A 21,489-nucleotide genomic window follows, 5' to 3' on the forward strand; every position below is an offset into this window, starting at 1 on the left:
AAATTTTGATTTTTAAATGATTTATACGTTATTTATATGGGCATAGGACAGCAAGAAGCATGTGATCAATCATTTTGTTTCAGCAAAAAGGAAAAACGCATGACCACCGCACATAAAAATCTAACTGGTTTTCAGCTCTCAAAACTGTATACATTTGAAGTTGCGGCAAGACATGAGTCTTTTGCACTCGCCGCTGAAGAACTGTCTTTAACCCCAAGTGCGGTAAGTCACCAAATTAATTTGTTAGAAAAAGAACTTAATATCAAACTGTTTTTACGTTTGCATCGTAAAGTAAAGTTAACCACTGAGGGACAGCGGATTTTAGCTGCTTTACAATTTTCATTAGACTCGTTAAATGTTGAAATTAAGGCACTGCAAAATCAGCAACTTGTCGGCTCACTCACGATTTATGCGAGACCATCGATTGCTCAGTGTTGGTTAGTGCCCCAATTGCCTGATTTCATCCAACGCTATCCATTGATCCAACTTTCAGTTTTAACGGGCAATGAGGATGTAAATTTTCAACGTAGCGGAATTGATATTGCGCTTTATTTTGACAATCAACCGTCTTTTCAGTTGAATTATCAGTATTTAATGGACGAATATATTATTCCCGTATGTAGTCCGGCATATGCTGAAAAATTTAACCTCTACGATCATCTAGACAACTTAAAAAACTGCACATTGCTGCATGACTGCCAAGCATGGAGTAACGGCACAGGCGCAGATGAATGGAACAGTTGGACGCAGCACTTTAATGTAAATATGGATCATTCTTCAGAGATGAGTTTTGACCGATCTGATCTGGCTTTAATAGCTGCTAAAAATCACTTGGGTATTACCATGGGGCGTAAAAAGCTCGTAGAAAAAGACTTAGAAAGTGGTGAGTTGGTAATGCCATTTAAAAATATGTATTTAAAATGCGATCAGCATTACTATATTACGTCATTGAAAAATAATGAATTACCTAAAGTTAAAGCATTTAGTGACTGGATAAAAGCACGAGCAAACTCAGAGATTGGGTATCAATGAAAAAGCCTTGAATAAAAATAACAAAATCAATTTTACGCTAAAACGTAAAAATTAATTTTTTGCCGTTAGAACTTTTAAAAGACTTGATTATTATGGTTAATATTTGAGTGTTTATATTTTAATAACGCTAATCTAAATAAAAAATTGAACAAAGCTAAATATAACGAGAAATTAAAGAGATATAAAAAGGAAAGATGCTATAAGTTTTTATATTATAAAAATAGAATAATTGGGGTGGAAAAGCTAAACGGAAAATGACATTGTAAAACTATAAACAACAACAAAATATACGAATTCTAAGGCAATAAGATCATCCAAAAATACAGATTCTCACTTAAAATCATGTACAAATTTTGATAAAAGAGTTAATTTTTAATTATAAATATTTATTATTTTTCAATATCTTAATTATTTTTTTTGATGCTTTAAAATACATCTGGTAGTACTGTTATTGTAAATGATATTGTTATTTATTATTATTCTCATTTGATAGATTGTATGTGTATATTTGTAATCCATGTTTTGACTCCCGATTTGAACATATTGGATGAGTCTAAATATACACATTTAATGATGATTAATATCAATTAATAAGGTTTCTCCCTCATGAATTTAAACCCTGTTGCGCTATATAATATAGCCAAGTCTGATACTGTGGTTTTAAAACCACATTATTTGTCATTATGTTTGCTTGCGTTAATGACAGCAAGCATCACTACGGTAGGCTATGCAGAAGAGAATAATTCCGAAAAGCGTAAATTGGAAAAGAATGAGAATGCTTTGACGACGATTACGGTCTATGCCGAATATAAAAATGATGCGCCTGTTTCTCGAACTTCGATCAACCGAGAAAACATGGATAAGACGGGCGTAACCGATATGGCCGGTATAGTGAAATATTTGCCTTTGGTCAATGCACCGTTTTCCGTTGGAGGGAGTGGAACATTTTTTGATGGTACTGGCACCAGTAGTTATAACATCCGTGGTATAGATGCAAATCGAATTGGCTTAGATGTAGATGGGATAGATTTAGCAGAGGCAACAGTAAGTACTTATATACCACCTAAAAGCATGAGCAAGCGCGGTGCTGGTCGGGATTATATTGAACCAGAGATGTTTACCAGTGTCGATATTGTTTCAGGAACAACTGATGTATCAACAGATGGTATTGGTGGTCGGGTTTCTTTTAAAAATAAATCACCAGAAGATTATTTGGTTGATGGTAAAACCGCCGCTGGAACATTAAAAGCAGGTTATAGCTCTGCGGACAGCGCATGGTTAAGTTCTGTGACAGGCGCTGTCGGCAATGATAATCTCAAAGCACTTGTGGCTTATGCACATCGTGAGGGGAGTGAAACCAAACCAAATTCAAAAACGGCAGCTTTTCCAGCAGATTGGACCTCGGATGCAGTGCTTACCCGATTATTGTGGAATCTATCTGACCAACACCAACTCAATTTTACTGCGGATTATTATAAGAAAAAGTCTGACACAGATAATATTGCAGCCGATTTATTCTCTAACTTTAAGAGCGATGCAAAACAACACCAAGATATAGATCGAACACAATTGAGTATTGATCATATTTATCGACCGAATGACTTTGTGCTCTTTGATACATTAAACAGTAAAATATGGTATCAGGAATCGAACAATGATACTGATACTTCATTTATGAATAGTGCGACAGTTGCACGTGATTTTTCAACGCCTCACTGTAGGCTGGGATGGTTGGAAAGCCTCAACAGGACTTTTCAAAAGTGCTGTAGCTTGGGCAACCAAATTTATGTTTGGGAATACTTCTGAACGTCTCACCGCAACATTGGCAAATGCGCCCGGTGGCTTAGAGTTATTACCTTTTTCAAATTATTCCAATGTTGAGGATTTTCCCAAAAATTCTCAAGCATGGTTGGTCATTAAAGCTAAAACGCCTACAGGTGAAATGACTGCCACATTACCCAAAACTGCTGATCCTTATACTGAAATCTACCAAAGAAAAGACTGTTGGTGGGCGATGATCAATCCTGATTTTATTGACCCAGCTGGATTGGTTGCAAAAACGGTAGATAAAGAAGGATATGATAGTATTTTTGATGTCTATATAAAGAATATAGAAACAGTTAAAGAATTACATGATCATATAAAAGATACTTATCATGCCAATACTTATGCAAGCTATGGTGCTGACGAAGGGTTTAAAGCATTTGGTCAAGTGGTCTGGCGTTGTAAAGAAGAGCTAAATATTAGCAGTGAAAATGAACTAATTGAATTAATGAGCTTATATGGCAAGAAAAATTTAATTGAACTCCCAGATATAAAAGATCGAAGTGATATAAAAGAAGACGATGTAACACGTGTTCAGGAAGATGATGCTGAATTAAGCATAAAAAGTTCGAAAATCCATAATTTATTAGACAATGCCTATAAAAAAGATGGCATAAGGGAAGTCTTGCTAGATGAAAAGTCAAAAATTTCTAAAACCAATAAAGCCACGTTTTATTTAGATATTAAGCCAACCTCAAAGGGAGATGGAACGGTTTGTTATCAGTCTGGACAGGATGTGCGTGCTGATGGTCGTAGTCCAATTGAAACATTTATTATCAATGGTTATGAACATGCGAGTAGTTATGATAATGCGGATGTTCAATTAAATACCATCTACTGTATCGCAAATATTGTTGACATTATGAAGCAAGCTTCAGCAGCAGAAGTGTGTAAAAGTGAAATAAACAGACCATAAGCTAACTTTAGTAAACCAAACCATAGCTGTTGTTTAAGAGATTGATCAAACAGCACAGTCAACGATGATGGCACTGTTTGATCCAATAGATTTTGTCATCAGAACATGCAGTTAAATGACGGTTTTAAACTTATTTGCTGTTTAAACGATGCCCCGATTTAAAACCATTTTCACTTGCTAAAAATACAATACATAACCCCAATAATGATAAGGCGATGATACAAACAAAAAATGAGTCTATTCCTACATTTTGCAGTAGGATGCCGCCAAAAATACCGCCCCCTGCAACAGCAAGATTGAACACTGTCACCAGCATTGATTGGGCAATATCTACATTTTCACCTGCAACATCTGCTAGCGCAGTTTGTAGTAGAGTTGGTGCACCACCAAAAGTCATTCCCCAAAGTACGATACCTAGCATCACAAGCCAGATGTGATGACCGCTCAAGCCCATGAAAAAAGCAGCGATTGCAAAGCCTGTTAAACTGATCAGGATTAATTTGCGTAATGATCTATCTATCCAAATCCCTGTAATCCAAATGCCGAATATTGAAGAAAGACCAAAAATAAGCAGGATAAGATCAATATGCTCACTCAGCTGAACAGCTGATAAATAAGGAGAAATAAAGGTATAAAGTATGTTATGTGCCAAAATCCAAACAAAAATAACTGTCAAAATTGCGCCTATACCAGGGTGAACCAAGACTTTGAGGATAGACTGTTGCTTACTCGGGGGTTGTCCAGCCAAATGAGGAAGGCTTACTTTAATCCAGATGATTAGGATTAAGGCAAGCCCTGAAATCATCCAGAAAACCCCACGCCAGCCAAACAGATTGCCCAACCAAATGGCTAAAGGCACACCCATACATAATGCGATGGGTTGACCAACCCCAACGATTGCCATCGCTCTGCCTTGTAGATGGGCAGGAACCAGATTTCGAGCATAACCAGCCAAGATACCCCAGATAATTCCAGCAGACATTCCGGCAATAAATCGTGAAATCAGGATGACGATATAGCTAGAAGATAGCGCTGTTAGACTATTGAAGATAAACAAGCCGGCGATTGCCAATAATAATAAAGGTTTTCTTGACCAACTTCGTGTTGCAGCAACCACAGGGATCGCCGCAATGACCGATCCTAAGGCATAAACTGAAATCATTTGCCCTGCTAAAGCTTGAGAAACTTCTAAGTCATGACTGATTAATGCCAATAAGCCAGCTGGTATGATTTCCGTCATAATGGTAATAAAACCTGCAACCGTAAAGGCCAATAATTTCCAAATTGGTAAGCTTGACGCAGATCGATTCAGCTCTGGTCTGTTGTTGAGCTGATTCATGCGTTATACCTCTGTGTATGATTGACAGAAAGATCATCTCGCTTAAGGAATATAGGCATCACAAAATATTGAAGATAAATATCCATACTAAACACCATGTTGTCATTATAATGGAACGATCGTTCCATTTTAGGGTAAATAAAATCCTCAGCATTGCAAATTGGACAGTCTGCTAAGGGGTAACTCGAAATTAATACAAGATATTCAGTGCGACTTCAGCAACATTCTCTAGATATTGCTGACGATTTTCTGGGCTACAGCCTTTGCTTAAAACGCGAATGCCTTGAATGGTATTCACGAAAAAAAGAGCTAAAGCTTGTGGCGAACTATGTAGGATGATTTCACCAGATTGCTTTCCTCTGATTATGAGCTGTTCTAGTGCAAGTTGTAATCGTTCAAAATTATACGTGACAGATTCAGCTGTCTTTTGATCATGTCCTGCTAACTCCAAACAGGCATTGGCCATTAGGCAGCCCCGTTGTTGCGGATCGTTTAATTCATCTTCAATGATACGAGATAGTAATTGTTGGATGATACTTTTGACTGATCCATCACTGGATAATAAGTCGATATTTGATTTACTAATCAGGCGTTGATAGCGAGATAAGGCTTGTTGGTATAGCTGCTCTTTATTGTTAAAGGAACTATATAAACTGCTGCGTGAAAGTCCAGTTTCCTCAACCAAATCTTGAATGGATGTCGCTGCAAACCCTTTACGCCAGAAAACTTGCATAACGGCATTTTCAACTTCTTCTGGATCAAACGCTTTAGTGCGCATAATGTTAATTCATACTGGAACAATCGTTCCTGATACTTTATACAAACAATCAATGGCTGTCTAATGATAATTCAACAGTATGGGGAGATTTGAGTTTGCTTTATTGAATTAAGCCAAGATATAAGTCAACCTGTCAAAAAAGCTCAGACACAAGAATATAATTTTTTTAATTAATATTTTTAATTAAATCAATTGCATGAGAAAATAAATTATTTAATTATAAAAAGCTTGCAATGCCACACATTACATTCAAACTTTAAATAGCTTTGCGTAGGCGATGCCTCACTTTCGTAAGAGGTGCCAAACCTTGCGCTTCAAACAAAGCAGTGCTTTGTTTTTGCTCATGTTGGGCGAGGGGTAGGATCACCATCTATAATTCAAAAGTAAAAAAAATGAATTGATAACCAACAGTTTCTAAAAGCACATACGAAAACATAAGTTCATTTCTGATCAATGACTTGATAGAAATCACTTGTATGAATAATTAGGGGGGTGACTATAGACATTAAAAAACCACGCTCATAGAGGGCATGGTTTTTGGTTAATCTATAACAGGTTACTAAATATCTAAACTTTAGCTTAAAACTTTTTAGTGAGTGAAAAAGTGAGGGTAGAATCAATTGGATTGGAAACTTTGGCATTGTGATTGCCATTGCTGTATTTTTGATAATATCCGTCTTTGTCCCATGCTTTGCTATAACTTAAACTGGAAGATAAGCCATAAGGTAGCACTTTATTAATGGCAAAACTGGCATCTTGAAAGCTTGCGGCAGAAAAGTTTTTTATACGTTGATTGCCATAATGCATATTCACCGACCAGCCTTGAGCGATGGGCTGTAACCAATTTACATCTAAATAGCCTGAACCTCGAGAGTGCTTATTGGAACCAATTGCTAAAGTGTCAGAATTATTGCCAAAATAATCTTGGGTATAGGTGATTGCATATTTAACACTCAGCGGACCATAGCTGATTTCTGGAATAATTTCACCATAATCAAAACGGGTATGACCTGTTTCAGCAGTGGTTTTTGCCCCAGGATAGTAGTAATAAGCGACTTTAGTAGCCAGATTTAACTGACCGAAACTACGGCTATAACCAGTATAGACATCCCATTCAACATTGGCATCACGGATGAAGTCATCACTCACAGTAGAAGCCCAAGTTCCTGCATAAAAACCATTGGGATGTGCATAATCAAATCCGCCTTGTATAGCAGGGTTGCCCCAGGTCTGTTGAAAACCACGTGAGATATATTGGCTGGCCACTGTCAAATTTGCACTATAAGGAGATGGTGTTTCTACACCTGATTCATTGGCATGTATGGTTTGAAAAAATAGACTCAAAGGGATGGTCAATAATAATTTTTTTCTCATTTTATTCGTCCTTGCAAGATGCGACACACTCAGTCAAAACTCAGGTGTCGCTAAAATATGAATACTTTTACACGATCGGACGTAAAGGTGCTTTGCGCACGGGTGCAGTGCCAGCTTTGTAATAACCCGCTTCAGAACGTGGCAATTTTTGACCACGAATTTGATCTGCGATTTTTTCAGCGATCATGATCGTTGTGGCATTTAAATTTCCAGTAATGATCAGTGGCATTATCGAAGCATCAACAACCCGCAAGCCTTGTAGACCGTGTACACGACCTTGACCGTCAACCACTGCCATTTCGTCTTCACCCATCTTGCAACTACATGAAGGATGGTATGCCGTTTCAGCATGGTTGCGCACGAAGTCATCCAGTTCCGCATCAGTTTGCACCTGTTTTCCAGGACTGATTTCCTCGCCACGATATGCATCCAGTGCAGGCTGTTGCATGATTTCACGTGTGATGCGAATGGCATCACGGAATTCACGCCAGTCTTGCTCAGTCGACATATAGTTGAACAGGATGCTTGGATGCTCAAAAGGATCTTTTGATTTCAGCTTAATTCTACCACGTGAAGGTGAGCGCATAGAACCGACATGGGCTTGGAAGCCATGTTCTTTGACGGGATTACTGCCGTTATAGTTAATCGCAACAGGTAAGAAGTGATATTGAATATTTGGCCAGTCAAATTCATCTGAGCTGCGGATAAAACCACCTGCTTCAAACTGATTACTTGCGCCAATACCAGTCCCATTAAATAACCATTCAGCGCCAATCGCAGGCTGGTTAAACCATTTTAAAGCGGGGTAGAGTGAAACAGGTTGCTTACATTTGTATTGTAAGTACATTTCCAAATGGTCTTGTAAGTTTTCACCGACACCCGGTAAATCATGTACCACGTCGATGTCCATCGATTTAAGGAAATTACTTTCGCCAACACCCGAACGTTGTAAAATTTGTGGGGATGCAATCGCGCCTGCACAAAGCAAGACTTCACGGTTTGCGCGTGCTTGTGTGAGATTGGCTTGATCTGCACCAATAATATATTCCACACCAATGGCGTGTTTTTGATTAAATAAAATTTTATTGGTGGTGGCATGGGTCACGATAGTTAAATTAGGGCGACCCTTTGCCATGTCTAAATAACCACGCGCAGTACTAGAGCGACGGCCTTTTGGTGTCACAGTACGATCCATTGGACCGAAACCTTCTTGTTGATAACCATTCAAGTCATCTGTACGTGGATAGCCTGCTTGTACACCTGCTTCAACCATGGCATGGAACAAGACATTATTGCCATTTTTAGGGGTTGCCACAGATACAGGGCCATCGCCACCGTGGTAGTCATTGCCACCAATATCGCGGGTTTCAGCTTTTTTATAATACGGTAAGCAGTCTGCATAGCTCCAGTCTTCTAGCCCTTTGAGCGTCGACCAGTGATCTAAGTCCATCGCATTACCGCGGATATAACACATCCCGTTAATCAATGATGAACCACCTAAACCTTTACCACGGCCGCATTCCATACGGCGATTATTCATATGTGGTTCAGGATCAGTGAGATATGCCCAGTTGTAACGGCGTCCTTGTAGTGGATAAGCCAACGCTGCTGGCATTTGAGTACGGAAATCTAAACGGTAGTCTGGGCCACCTGCTTCCAAGAGTAAAACTGTAATGTCTTTGTCTTCAGTTAAACGTGTTGCGAGCACATTTCCGGCAGATCCTGCGCCGATGATAATGTAGTCATATGCTAGAGTATTCATAATTATCCTTTTTGTATTTTTAAAAGTGCCAATGCAATCAGGTGATGACATGGCACATAGGATTGATATACGGAGAAAGCCTGAGTGCATTAAAAAATGCTTTGATACTCACCTAACTCAACTTGAACTGACTTGATACGGGTGTAATGTCCAAGTGTGGTTAAACCATTTTCACGGCCGACACCTGATTGTTTATAGCCACCCACTGGCATTTCAGCAGGGGATTCGCCCCAAGTGTTGATCCAGCAAATACCTGCTTCGATTTGATGAATAATACGATGTGCTTTGGTGATGTCTTGTGTGACAACACCTGCCGCTAAACCAAAAGTGGTGTCATTGGCACGACGAATGACTTCTTCTTCAGTTTCATAACTGAGAATGCTCATGACAGGGCCAAAGATTTCTTCTTCAACGATGCGCATATCATCTTGGCAGTCACTGAAAACTGTCGGCAACACATAAGCACCTTGCGCCAATTCAGCTTCTGTCGCACGACCACCGCCAATCAACAGTTTGGCACCTTGTTGTTTACCTGACTCAATGAACGACAAGACTTTTTCCATATGTGGGAAGCTGGTGAGTGGACCAAAGTTGGTTTGCTCAGCCATTGGATCACCAATACGGATCCGTTTTACCCGTTCTACAATAGCGGCTTCAAAATCTGCCAACAGGGCTTTTGGAACAAAAACACGTGTACCATTGGTACATACTTGACCTGAACTAAAGAAGTTAGCCATCACCGCAATGTCTGCTGCTCGATTGAGGTCAGCATCATCACAAATAATTAAAGGGGATTTACCGCCGAGTTCCATGGTCACTTCTTTGAGTGTAGAGCCTGCGGCACTTGCCATAACTTTCTTGCCTGTTTCAACACCACCAGTGAAAGAAATTTTTTCAATAACAGGATGTTCAGTTAACCATTGTCCAATCTCACGGCCTGCACCTTGTACCACGTTAAATACGCCATCTGGTAGTCCCGCTTCAGTATAGATTTCAGCAAGTTTGAATACGCTCAGCGGTGTGGTTTCACTTGGTTTAAAGATCATGGCGTTCCCAGCAGCTAGAGCAGGGGCAGATTTCCATAATGCGATTTGAATTGGATAGTTCCAAGCACCGATTCCCGCGACAACACCAAGTGGTTCACGACGGGTATAGAAAAAGCTTGATTCACGAAGCGGAACTTGCTCTCCCTGAATTGCAGTCGCGAGACCTGCGTAATATTCGAGGACATCAGCACCTGTGACAATATCAACGGTCGATGTTTCGCTAAAGGCTTTACCTGTATCGAGGGTTTCTAAGCGAGCGAGTTCATCATTACGCTCACGTAAGATGTCGACAGCGCGACGTAAAATACGAGAACGTTCCATCGCTGTCATTGCGGCCCAAATTTTTTGACCTTGTTGTGCGCTTTGAACAGCCGCTTCGATGTCTTGTTGTGATGCTTGTTGAAGGGTTGCAATCACTTCACCATTGGCAGGGTTAATACTGGTAAAGGTCTTACCACTGGTCGCTGCTACATAGCGACCATGGATGTACAATTGATGAACTTGTGAATCACTCATTCTGTCTCTCCTGCAAAGGCTTTTCCGCAAATTGTAATTGCGTTTTTACATAATCGTAAGCAATGGAACGTGCCAGTTGGCTGTCAAATTCATCATGACTGCTTAGACTGCCACGTAACCATAATCCGTCAATCAATGCCGCTAAACCACGAGCGGCAATGCTTGCCTGTTCTTTGTCCAATAACTTGAGAAAGTGAAACTTCAAGTTTGAGTACAGGCGTTGATCATTAATTTGTTGCAAGCGCCCAAGTTCGGGTAGATGCATGCTTGCAGACCAAAAGTCTAACCAGATGCGCATGGCTTGTTTATTGACCTGACTAATATCAAAGTTAGAATCAATAATCGCTTTAAGTTGGCTTTCTGGATGCTCGTCTGCTTCAGTTTTATTTTGGTCGGTTTTGCGACGTAAAACATTCAACATTTCTTGCATGCAGGTATTTATTAATCCCTGTTTATCACCAAAATAGTGACTCACAATACCTGTGGATAGCTCGGCTTTCTTTGCGATTTGTGCAATGGTCATATTGGATAAACCCACTTCATAAATCACATCAAATGCGGCGTTAATAATTTCTTCACGTCGCACATGCTCTGGTTTGACTCTACGTTTTGTCATGTATATCCACTTAAAGTGCTGAAAAGGCACTTTTTATTTAACATTACTCAATGTAGAACATCTTAGCATTTTTTTATAATACTTTTTATTGATTGAACGTTCAATCAATAAAAAGTATAATCTACAAAAATCAATAATTTTTTGATGAGTAATAAGAAATGTAAGTGTATACATCAACATTCTGATCCATCAGAATGTTCAGTAAAAAGAGTACATATCCTATTATTTTTTAAGAAAATACACCAATTGCAAGGAGCAATAGCATGGTGTCAAATAGCCATAAAGGATATTCATCCGAACGGATTCGGTTAAATTTATTTGTGTTTGGAAGTTCTGCAATCAGTATCGGTATTTTTGGTCTATTGTTTGTTTTATTTCCAAAAAAAAGTCAGTTTTGGCTAACCTATGTACAAGAGCAGGCCAATCAACTCTTTGGTTGGTATTACATGCTGGTGATTGTGGCATGTCTAGGTTTTGTTGGATGGTTGGCTTTTTCTCGTGCTGGACAACTTCCACTTGGAAAAGATGGCGATAAACCTGAGTTTGGTTACTTGGCTTGGGTATCTATGCTGTTTTCCGCAGGTATCGGTATTGCCTTACTGTATTATGGTGTTGCTGAACCTGTCGATCATTTTTTAAGACCACCTGAAGGCGAGGGTGGCACAATCCAAGCTGCTAGAGATGCCATGATGTATAGCTTCTTACATTGGGGTATACATGGCTGGGTGCTCTATGCCTTGTTAGGTGTCACTTTGGGCTATTTTGCTTTTCGCTTAGATTTACCCCTAGCTTTACGTTCTGCACTTTATCCAATTTTTGGCGATCGGATCTATGGTTTGATCGGTGACTTCGTAGATGGTTTTGGGATTTTAGCCACGGTGATATCTTTGGTCACCAATCTAGGTATAGGTGCTTTGGTATTGGTTTCGGGCATCAGTTATTTAGTCCCAGCCATTCCAGACAACAATGTTACTCTGATCGCAGTGGTATTGGTGATGATGTCTGTTGCGACCATCACCACAGTGGTGGGGATTGAAAAAGGACTGGCTTGGCTTTCACGGATTAACTTACGTTTACTCTATGGCTTATTGTTATTTGTATTCTTAACAGGCCCAACCAATCATTTGCTCAATGGTTTGGTACAGAACGTGGGTGACTATCTCAACCATTTTGTCGCGAAAAGTTTTGATGTGTATTTATACAATTCACAAGCGAAAGGCTGGCTCGGTTCTTGGACGGTGTTTTATTGGGCTTGGTGGATTGCTTGGGCACCTTTCGTTGGGATGTTTATTGCGCGTATTTCAAAAGGGCGCACCATTCGTGAAGTAGTCTTGGGTGTGTGTCTAATCCCTTTAGGCTTTACTTTGGCTTGGATTTCCATTTTCGGTAATACTGCAATTGAATTAATTTTGAATCAAAAACAAAAAGTTTTGGGCGATATGGTTCTCACCGATCCAGCTTTATCTTTGTTTAAGTTACTCGAATATTTACCTTTTAATCCTTATGTGGCTGGGATTGTTGTGGTGATATGTTTTGTGCTGTTTTTGACTCCAGTGGGTTCGGGTACGCTGATGATTGCAAATCTGTCTACAAAAGGCGGAAGTAATGAAAGTGATTCACCGATTTGGTTGCGAATTTTCTGGTCGGTGGTGATTACGATTGTCAGTATTGGTTTATTGTTAGCAGGTAGTTTCCATTCGATGCAAAGTGCTGTGGTATTATGTGGATTACCATTCTCGGTGATTATTTTGCTGTATATGTTTGGTTTAACCAAAGCAATTAATCAGGACTTAGCTGATCAAGCCCCCAAAAAAGTCATCAACAAACCCATTGAATCCTCAGATCGGAACAAATAAAAATCAGAAATACTATAGTTTTATGATTCTTCTTTGTGCTTGGTTTAGCTTTGCCTTTTCCTCCACTAGACAGTGAAAAGGCATAGCTAAAGATAGGGCTTGAGTTTTAAAAAATTCAATGCTCAAAATAAATAATAAAATCCGCAGATTAACCGGGTGATTTAAGACCAAATTAGGTTGATGTTAGCGTAGGATGAAATGAGATCAGTGATTTTGGAACAATAGTAAAAGCTGACTGAATAGTTGAAACTTCCCCATGCAGTATGATGTTTGTCTATTACCTAGAGGAAGTCAGTTAAACCTGATTAAAACTTATATTTAAGTCCTAAATTATAATTACGACCTTCGCCCCATGTATACGTGCTATACCAGCTAAAAATCGTATAATATTTTTCATCTAGAAGATTGTTTACATTAAAAGAAACGGATAATTGATCATTTACTTCATAGTTTGCCATTGCATCAAATAACCAATAATCAGACACCACATGTTTAACAGGATCTTTATACAGTGGATTGGTGACATCGCCCCAAGTCTTATCTTGCCAACGTGCACCACCACCAACAGTTAAACCATCCACCCATTGATTGAGCTTATAGCTGGTATAAAGGCTAAATTCATTTTCAGGAGTCAAAGTGCTCTGTTTTATCCCATCTTGTTTAGAGATTTTATGATTAAAGCCAGCATGTAAATTCCAACCAGGACGAATTTCACCAGTAACTTCGAGTTCAGCCCCTTTGGTTTTGACACCTTGGAGCGCTTCAGATGCGACACCACCAGATGGTGTAAGGACGTTTGGAATCTCTTTCGCAAAATTGTCTTGTTTGAGTTGGTAATATGCCAAACTTGCATTTAAGCGACCATCAAAAAATTCACCTTTGATTCCAGCTTCGTAGTTTTCTCCCTCAAGCGGATCAAGTGTTTTACCGTTTGGATTTTGTGCAGATTGAGGTTTAAATATGGTGCTGTAGCTTGCATAAACTGAGTATTGGTCATTTAAATCATAAACCGCACCGACATAAGGTATAAAGATACCTGACTCTTTAGTCTCTTCTGACTTATAGTTTGCAATACGTCCACCCAAAATGACTTTTAAATCATCATGTAAATTCAAACGTGAGGTGAGATAAAATCCATTCTGCTTGGTGGTTTCATTGTTTGACCAATGATTACCTTTTTGCCAATCAGGCTCCGCAACGTTCCCATTCCATTGATAATATTGATCTACACTGGTTTTATAACCAGTTGGTGCACTATAACCATTATTTTTCCAAGTGCTCTCAGAAATGCTTGCGCCTACAACCAGCTCGTGTTCACGGCCAAAAAGTTGAAATGGACCTGTTGCATAGATGTCTGCAGCATCACTTTTGGTTTCGCCCTTATAGTTTCCAGCCCACATTGAAACACCAGTTCCCGTCGATGGATTTGGATGACCACCTGCCGCTGCGCCTAATTGTGCATCATAGCCATTGATTTGATGATTTAACTGGATTTTTGCGACCCAATCATTATCAAACTTATGCTCTAAAGTTGAGAAAATAGTTCGAGTATATTGTTCCCAATTACTCCAATTTGCACCATTGTTAAAGCCACGCGACATTTTATTAAATTGACCCGCTGAATTATAAATTGGGATACCGCCCCACGTTGAGCCCTTAGGTTTATTGTCTTGATAATCTGCGCCTATAGTCAGTAGGGTATTCTCAGTTAAATCTGCTTCTAATATGCCGTAGAACACAGGAGTCTTGCGTTCATAGCGATCTAATTGAGATTCTTTGTCTTGATACGCAGCAACGCCACGTCCACGAATACTGCCCGTTTGGTTAAGTGGACCGCTTAAATCAATTTGGCCGCGGTAGTTATTCCATGTGCCTAGACCCAGAGAAACATTCCCTTGAAAATCTTTGGTTGGTTTTTTACGAATCAAATTAATCGTTGCACCAGGATCACCCACCCCAGTTAAAAGCCCCGTTGCTCCTTTTAAAACTTCGATACGATCATAAATCGCCATATCACTTAGAGTATTTCCTGCTGAGTAGGCCGAATCACGATTCATCGGGATCCCATCGTACTGGAAGTTTTGTATTGCAAAACCACGGGAGTAATATTCTGTCCGTTCACTGTCATAGGTCACCACACTAACACCCGGGGTATGCCGCATAACATCATCGATAGAGTTGAGATTAAAATCATCCATTTCTTGGCGAGTAATCACACTAATCGTTTGTGGGGTTTCTTTGGGTTTTAAAACCAAACGCGTTGCTGTGGCAATTGAACCTGGAGTATAGACACCACTGTTTTCTGTAATTTCACCCAATTGGTTTGCTGTAAACTTGAGCGTTGGCAATGCAAGAGGTTCTGCATTATTTTGAGTTATCTCTTCAGTAGCATGCAAAAGGGTAGAAGCAACTACAGAAGTGAGACCTAACATGATCATTTGAATCATTTTTGACAGGTATTTTTTGTCTGCCATTTGTATTCTTGTTGATGACATCGAAAGCGGCCTTATAAGATGTGAGGAGTATGCTTATAATGTCGTTTGAGATTTAAAAAAGGATCAAATAAATTTATCCCTGTCATTTTGAGATTGCATGGGCCTATCTGTGAACGAGGGAAGATTGATTTTAAGCTTTGCACTTGGCTAGAGAAAAATAAGCTTGGCAATCATGTTTTCAGCAATTACATCACCATGTTTTCGCCGTTGTTATAATTAGCCATCATGTAAAAATGTTGTAGTGGATTCGCTTTGGATCTTTAAGCAGACCATGATGTAAAGATATGCAACACAGGCTGTGCAATGAATAATATAAAGACTTGGATCGTAAGATCCAAGTCGAGTGCTGTTAATTGTGTTGGGTCATCATTGAGTTAGGCCATAATAATGCCAGAGTATCAACCTCAAAGATTGATTTACATTCCAAATACTCCCTCTAAATAATCGTCTTAAGAAAACTGAGATGGGGGGCAAATAGGTCAATGATTTCATTTAAACAGGCATATCTAGATCATCAAATGTTTCTAGCGTTTTACCTTGTTCTAGGTGTTTTTGATAATATGCGACTCTGCTTAGATCTAATGTTGAGCTGGACATGCCGACATTCCAATAGCCGGCCACACGAATATCATCTTTACTCAAATGACCGTGTTGGGTAAACAGCTTCCGTATCGCTCTTGCTTCATTACGTTCACTGGCTGCCCAAATGCTAATATCTTCACGATCTTTAAAATGTTCGGCAACTTTAAGTAGTAAGCCCAATTTACCCGCTTGCTGTGATTTTCCCCGATGAAGTAAATGAATATTTACGCCATGATATTTTGGTAAATCATCAATAATATTGGCGTCACAACTTTCAATATAAATCTCTCCCTGAATTCCCATTTGCCATTGCTGTAAAATTGAATAGACGGCTGGAATGGCGGTTTCATCTGCAAACATCACCACGCGTTTAGCTGGGGTAAAATTGGGGAGAAAGTGCGGTCTTGGACCCGTAAGTTGAATTTTAGTGCCAATTTTTGCTGAATCTAGCCAAAGCATTGCTGGACTTGGGTCAGCATGTAGAACAAAGTCAATTTCAATTTGACGAGTACTTGGATCAAAGCAACGCACGGTATATACACGTGATATAGGTAAGCTGTCTGCTTGTTGATGCACTTCTAAACGAATAGCAAGGTTAGGTGTTGTCCATAAGTCTGGCTGTGTTGTATTGATTTCGCCCCGAATACGTACAATTGATGGAAAAGGATGAGAAATCGCCGTTATCGTCATCTCAATGACTTCCAGATTCCGCATATGATCATCTTGTTTCAGTATCGCTTTTTGATCTGATACTGTTTTTTTGTCTGAAACCTTTTTTTGGTCTGGTACTATTTTTTGATCTAATGTCGTTTGTTGTTGGCTATTCATCATTAAGTCTACCTATCTTTATTGAGCAATAAACCACAATTGCCTTTCTTTCAGTGCTGAGCGGATCGAGAAAATCTGCATGGTGTTAAATGTAAAATATAATCATTATCATTTAAAGGGCATTTATGTTTAAATTACTTGTATTTTAATTTTAGCAATCGATTTATTGCGGAGAGAGGTAAGATTGTGAGACGTTGTAGTATTGATCAGGCTCATGGTTTATTTTAATTGCGTGAAAAATATATTAATTTTAATCTTATAATTTTCTATATAGTCAAATCACCTAATTATTTCATACAAGTGATTTGCATCAAGTCATTGAGCATAAATGAAGCTTATGTTTTTGTATGAACTATTAAAAATTGTTGGTTATCAATTCATTTTTGTACTTTTGAATCATAGCTGGTGATCCTACCCCTCGCTCAACATGAGCAAAAACAAAGCACTGCTTTGTTTGAAGCGCAAGGTTTGGCACCTCCTACGAAAGTGAGGCATCGCCTACGCAAAGGGATTTAAACTTTGAATGTAAGATGTGGCAGTGTAAGCTTTTATATAATTAAACAATACTATTTCATCATATTATTGATTTAATTAAAAATATTAATTAAGAGAAATTATATTATTGTGTCTGATTTTTTTTGACAGGTTGACTATATTTACCGTGCATTTTCTGTCGTTGGCTTTAAAAATTAGTCTTAGATTGATTCACTTATTATTTTTATACAGAGCAACTTTATAGCCTTAAACATCAGGGCAAAACAGAGCTGTGCTATCAGTTGTGCAATAAAATATCTAAGTTCATTGAGCCTAAAGTAATTTTAAAAAATACGCACGATGCTGACTTTGTTCAGGCAATAATTCCAGTACCCGTTGTATTGCATCATTACGTTCAGGAAGACGACTAATAATTTTTAAAAGCGGGTCAATATCCTGAATTTGATAAATCAGATGACTTAAACGCGCATCGAAACAATCACGCCATGTGGTCAAGAAAGGGCTTTCTGATTTCGCCAAAAAACTTCCTTTGTAGAGTGAAAATGTACTGGCGAGAAAACCTGTATTGAGGGATTGTTCAGCTCTGGTAAAGTCGGTTTGAATCTCACAAACTAGCTTATACGGGCGCGATAAAATACAGTTGGGGAGCAAGGTGCGTAATTGTGACATTTCTGCTTTTAAGGTTTTTTCACTAATGTCCCGATCACCGTATAAGGCATAGTGCAGTTCATCTAGGTTAATACCCTCAGGGTGTAACACAAGAATGCATAAAATTTCAATTTGTCGATGGGTCAATGTTAAAAGCTGTTGGTTAAATTGAACTTTGGGTGTACCAAATACTTTGAGATAAAGCATGTTTTTTTGTTCAAATTGAATCGCACGTTGAACCAACTCTGCACAGCGTTCTACAGCCAATACACCCAGTGAAGTATGCTTCTTGTACTTGGTCGATAAATTAATCACACCGTGAAATTGTCCAGATACAGGGTCAACGATCGGCGCGGCATAACAAACCCAATCCTGTACACTGTTCATCTGATTTTCATGTGAATAAACACAGCTAGAGAGATGATTATTTAAGGCCAAACCAATCGCATTTGTACCGACAGCCTGTGTTGACCAATGTCCACCTTCGACAAAATGCACTTGCTCAGCAGAGGAGAGCATAGCACGGCTACTCCATGTCCAAAGTAAGGTGCCATGATGATCTGTGATTCCAATTGCCATTTCAGAATCATCTGCAATTTTTAGTAAATCCGCATAATTATGTTGAAGAGAACGACGAAACAGAGAGGGTTCTGGTTCGGGAGGTAAAGCGAGAAGTGGCGCAGCAGTGACGGATTCGATATTGACAAAATGTGTGGTCTGTAAACGAAGCGCTTGCGGCTGTAGTTGATTCAATAGCTTCATATCATATTCCTTTATGATGAATGGTTATGCCATTAATACTTTGTATTCTTTATCGCTGTATCTGGTGATTTTATTTGATGACACCAAATTTTAATCTATATTCAAACAAATAGTGTTCTGAAAATAATCATCTTTATTAGGTTCTCACTTTAGAAGTTAATGTTTTGCTTTAAAATGAGTTTTCTGCTCACAAATGTTAAATAAAGTTACCAATAAAAAGACAGCGTATTCTTTTTGGTACTCATTGTTTAATGTTTAGGTGTACATATTCACTTTGAACACTGAATCATCCTAAATTTCTGTGGCAATGTTTTCACGTGTAAACGGCTTAGGTACAGGCTCGCCCTTGTATTGACGATCAGCAAAATAGCTAGAACGAACCATTGGCGCACTCCATATATTTTTAAACCCTAATAACTCACCATGCGCTTGATAATGTTCAAACTCTTTCAATGAAACAAAACGATGTATTGGGGCATGAGATTTAGATGGCTGTAAGTATTGACCAATGGTGACATAGTCCACTTGATAGTCACTGAGGTCATTCAGCAACACAATAACTTCTGCTTCGACTTCACCTAATCCCACCATCAAGCCACATTTCGTTGCGATGTCTGGGCGTAAATGCTTAAACCGTTTTAACAGTTCCAGTGAATGTTGATAATCTGAACCTGGACGCATTGCACGGTACAAACGAGGGACCGTTTCAATATTATGATTAAATACATCTGGCGGGGTTTCGCTCAGAATGTTGAGCGCAACTTCTAATCTGCCTCGAAAATCAGGGACTAAAATCTCAATCAGCGTATCTGGACTACTTTTACGGATTTCTCGAATACATGCAGCAAAGTGTTCTGCTCCACCGTCAATAAGATCATCACGGTCTACTGAGGTAATCACCACATAGTTTAAATTTAGATTTTTAACAGTTTCTGCTAAATGTTTCGGTTCATCAGCATCTAAAATATTTGGACGTCCATGCGCCACATCACAAAATGGGCATCGACGGGTACAAATATCTCCCATAATCATAAAGGTCGCTGTTCCACCACCAAAGCATTGTGGCAAATTGGGGCACGCGGCTTCTTCACATACGGTATGTAGTTTTTGTTGACGTAATAAATTTTTAATACGTTGCACTTCTTCAGGCTGGCTGATCTTGGCACGAATCCATTCAGGCTTTTGAGGGATCTGTTCTGTACTGATAATTTTTACTGGAATACGTGCCAATTTATCTGCACCACGTAGTTTTTGTCCTGTGGTGACTGAAACTTTTAAATCCATTTTAAATAGTCCATTAAATAATATAACTTAATATAAGATGACATTTTTATTTTCGATGTCAATTATATTTAAAATTTTTTTAAATATAATAAAAGAGTGAAAAATATTAATATTATAAAATAAAGGTTGGTTAAAGGTTTGATTTTTTAAGTTTTTGAAAATTATAAAAATTTACAAATATTTTTTGCTTTGTAAGGTGCTGTTTTTAATATTTTTATTGTGTTTTATAAAGAGATATTTTTTTAGTCTAATATTAATTTTTAATGAAATGATTTTATATAAATATACGGGTTTTAAATACCAATATTTATTTTTAAATATATGGTTTTTACTTTTAACTGTGAGCATGAAGGAATAAGTATATGCAATTAACGGAAGAGCAATTGCTAGCAGCATACAGACGGATGCGAGATATTCGTGAGTTTGAGGATCGACTTCACGATGAAAATAATACAGGTGATATTCCCGGATTTATCCATCTTTACAGTGGTGAAGAAGCGGTAGCCGTTGGAATTTGTGAAAATTTGACTGACAAAGATTTTATTACCTCAACCCATCGTGGTCACGGTCACTGCATTGCCAAAGGATGTGATATTCACGGCATGATGTTGGAAATTTTTGGTAAAGATGATGGTTTGTGCCGTGGCAAAGGCGGTTCAATGCATATTGCTGATCTAGACAAAGGTATGTTGGGAGCCAACGGAATTGTTGGTGGTGGGCCACCTTTGGCAATTGGTGCAGCGTTAACCGCAAAAACCTTAAAGACGGGTGGAGTTGGTTTGTCATTTACTGGGGATGGTGGTTCTAACCAAGGTCTGACCTTTGAAGCCATGAATATGGCTGTGGTTTTAAAACTTCCCGTGATTTTTGTTTTTGAAAATAATGGTTTTGGTGAAGGTACTGCGCATGATTATGCAGTCGGAAGCAAAGACATTGCAGGTCGTGCTGCGGCTTTTGGGATGCCTGCTGAAAAAGTAGATGGGACAGATTTCTTTGCTGTGTATGAGGTCGCCCAAAAAGCCATTGAACGTGCACGGCGTGGCGAAGGCCCAAGTGTGATTGAAACCATTACCAATCGTTTTTATGGACACTTTGAAGGTGACCCAGGACTGATTCGTTCCAAAGAAGAACTCGATTATGTCAAAGAGCATAAAGATCCGTTGAAAATTTTCCGTGAAAAAGTCAAAGGCAAGATTGCTGAAGCCACGCTGGATGCAATTGATGTTGAATCAAAAGCCAATGTCGATGCTGCTGTCGCAAATGCACGTGCTGCCAATTATCCAGAACTTTCTCAACTTCTTACTGACGTTTATGTCTCTTACTAAAGGAATAGTAA

At 38.9% G+C, this 21,489-nt stretch carries 15 protein-coding genes; 5 read left to right on the plus strand and 10 right to left on the minus strand.

The window, feature by feature from the left end:
• Positions 1-99 precede the first annotated feature (99 nt).
• The 3 genes from dsdC to AC4CVF_RS01950 all read left to right on the plus strand — a co-directional run bounded on the left by dsdC (position 100) and on the right by AC4CVF_RS01950 (position 3,772).
• On the plus strand, positions 100-1,032 hold the full coding sequence (gene dsdC, locus AC4CVF_RS01940) for a DNA-binding transcriptional regulator DsdC (protein ID WP_419359804.1): 933 nt from the start codon (positions 100-102) through the stop codon (positions 1,030-1,032).
• 606 nt (positions 1,033-1,638) lie between these two features.
• Positions 1,639-2,838, plus strand: a complete 1,200-nt coding sequence (locus AC4CVF_RS01945) for a TonB-dependent receptor plug domain-containing protein (RefSeq protein ID WP_490788818.1) — start codon at positions 1,639-1,641, stop codon at positions 2,836-2,838.
• On the plus strand, positions 2,819-3,772 hold the full coding sequence (locus tag AC4CVF_RS01950) for a hypothetical protein (protein WP_490788819.1): 954 nt from the start codon (positions 2,819-2,821) through the stop codon (positions 3,770-3,772). The genes AC4CVF_RS01945 and AC4CVF_RS01950 overlap by 20 nt, the downstream gene beginning before the upstream one ends.
• 130 nt (positions 3,773-3,902) lie before the next feature.
• Here AC4CVF_RS01950 and AC4CVF_RS01955 read toward each other — a convergent pair whose 3' ends face one another.
• From AC4CVF_RS01955 to betI, 6 genes are all read right to left on the minus strand, one after another.
• Entirely contained in the window at positions 3,903-5,111 is a 1,209-nt protein-coding gene (locus AC4CVF_RS01955) for an MFS transporter (protein ID WP_419327104.1), read from the minus strand.
• A gap of 190 nt (positions 5,112-5,301) precedes the next feature.
• Positions 5,302-5,889, minus strand: a complete 588-nt coding sequence (locus tag AC4CVF_RS01960) for a TetR/AcrR family transcriptional regulator (RefSeq protein ID WP_336951919.1) — start codon at positions 5,887-5,889, stop codon at positions 5,302-5,304.
• Between the two features lie 579 nt (positions 5,890-6,468).
• Positions 6,469-7,263, minus strand: a complete 795-nt coding sequence (locus tag AC4CVF_RS01965) for a TorF family putative porin (RefSeq protein ID WP_419327105.1) — start codon at positions 7,261-7,263, stop codon at positions 6,469-6,471.
• A 67-nt stretch (positions 7,264-7,330) separates the two neighbouring features.
• Positions 7,331-9,025: a choline dehydrogenase gene (gene betA, locus AC4CVF_RS01970; RefSeq protein ID WP_336951917.1), complete on the minus strand. Its 1,695-nt coding sequence runs from the start codon at positions 9,023-9,025 to the stop codon at positions 7,331-7,333.
• An 89-nt stretch (positions 9,026-9,114) separates the two neighbouring features.
• Positions 9,115-10,587 carry a betaine-aldehyde dehydrogenase gene (betB, locus tag AC4CVF_RS01975; protein WP_336951916.1) on the minus strand — a complete coding sequence of 491 codons (1,473 nt, stop codon included), beginning with the start codon at positions 10,585-10,587 and terminating at the stop codon, positions 9,115-9,117.
• Positions 10,580-11,203: a transcriptional regulator BetI gene (gene betI, locus AC4CVF_RS01980; protein WP_336951915.1), complete on the minus strand. Its 624-nt coding sequence runs from the start codon at positions 11,201-11,203 to the stop codon at positions 10,580-10,582. Before betI ends, betB begins: the two co-directional genes overlap by 8 nt.
• 263 nt (positions 11,204-11,466) lie before the next feature.
• Between betI and AC4CVF_RS01985 the strand changes: the two genes are divergently transcribed.
• Positions 11,467-13,059: a BCCT family transporter gene (locus AC4CVF_RS01985; protein ID WP_336951914.1), complete on the plus strand. Its 1,593-nt coding sequence runs from the start codon at positions 11,467-11,469 to the stop codon at positions 13,057-13,059.
• Between the two features lie 305 nt (positions 13,060-13,364).
• Here the strand turns inward: AC4CVF_RS01985 and AC4CVF_RS01990 are convergent, their stop codons facing one another.
• The 4 genes from AC4CVF_RS01990 to lipA all read right to left on the minus strand — a co-directional run bounded on the left by AC4CVF_RS01990 (position 13,365) and on the right by lipA (position 20,153).
• Positions 13,365-15,533 carry a TonB-dependent siderophore receptor gene (locus AC4CVF_RS01990; protein WP_336951912.1) on the minus strand — a complete coding sequence of 723 codons (2,169 nt, stop codon included), beginning with the start codon at positions 15,531-15,533 and terminating at the stop codon, positions 13,365-13,367.
• 513 nt (positions 15,534-16,046) lie between these two features.
• Positions 16,047-16,964 (minus strand): siderophore-interacting protein, encoded by a 918-nt coding sequence (locus tag AC4CVF_RS01995; RefSeq protein WP_490789904.1) that lies wholly within the window; start codon positions 16,962-16,964, stop codon positions 16,047-16,049.
• A gap of 807 nt (positions 16,965-17,771) precedes the next feature.
• Positions 17,772-18,869 carry a transcriptional regulator gene (locus AC4CVF_RS02000; RefSeq protein ID WP_336951911.1) on the minus strand — a complete coding sequence of 366 codons (1,098 nt, stop codon included), beginning with the start codon at positions 18,867-18,869 and terminating at the stop codon, positions 17,772-17,774.
• Positions 18,870-19,160: 291 nt separating this feature from the next.
• Positions 19,161-20,153 (minus strand): lipoyl synthase, encoded by a 993-nt coding sequence (lipA, locus tag AC4CVF_RS02005; RefSeq protein ID WP_336951910.1) that lies wholly within the window; start codon positions 20,151-20,153, stop codon positions 19,161-19,163.
• Between the two features lie 362 nt (positions 20,154-20,515).
• On the opposite strand from lipA, the gene AC4CVF_RS02010 reads away from it, so the two are divergent.
• Positions 20,516-21,478, plus strand: coding sequence for a thiamine pyrophosphate-dependent dehydrogenase E1 component subunit alpha (locus tag AC4CVF_RS02010; RefSeq protein WP_336951909.1), 963 nt, complete (start codon positions 20,516-20,518; stop codon positions 21,476-21,478).
• Positions 21,479-21,489: the final 11 nt, after the last annotated feature.

This window comes from Acinetobacter sp. LipI_19, assembly GCF_058242925.1.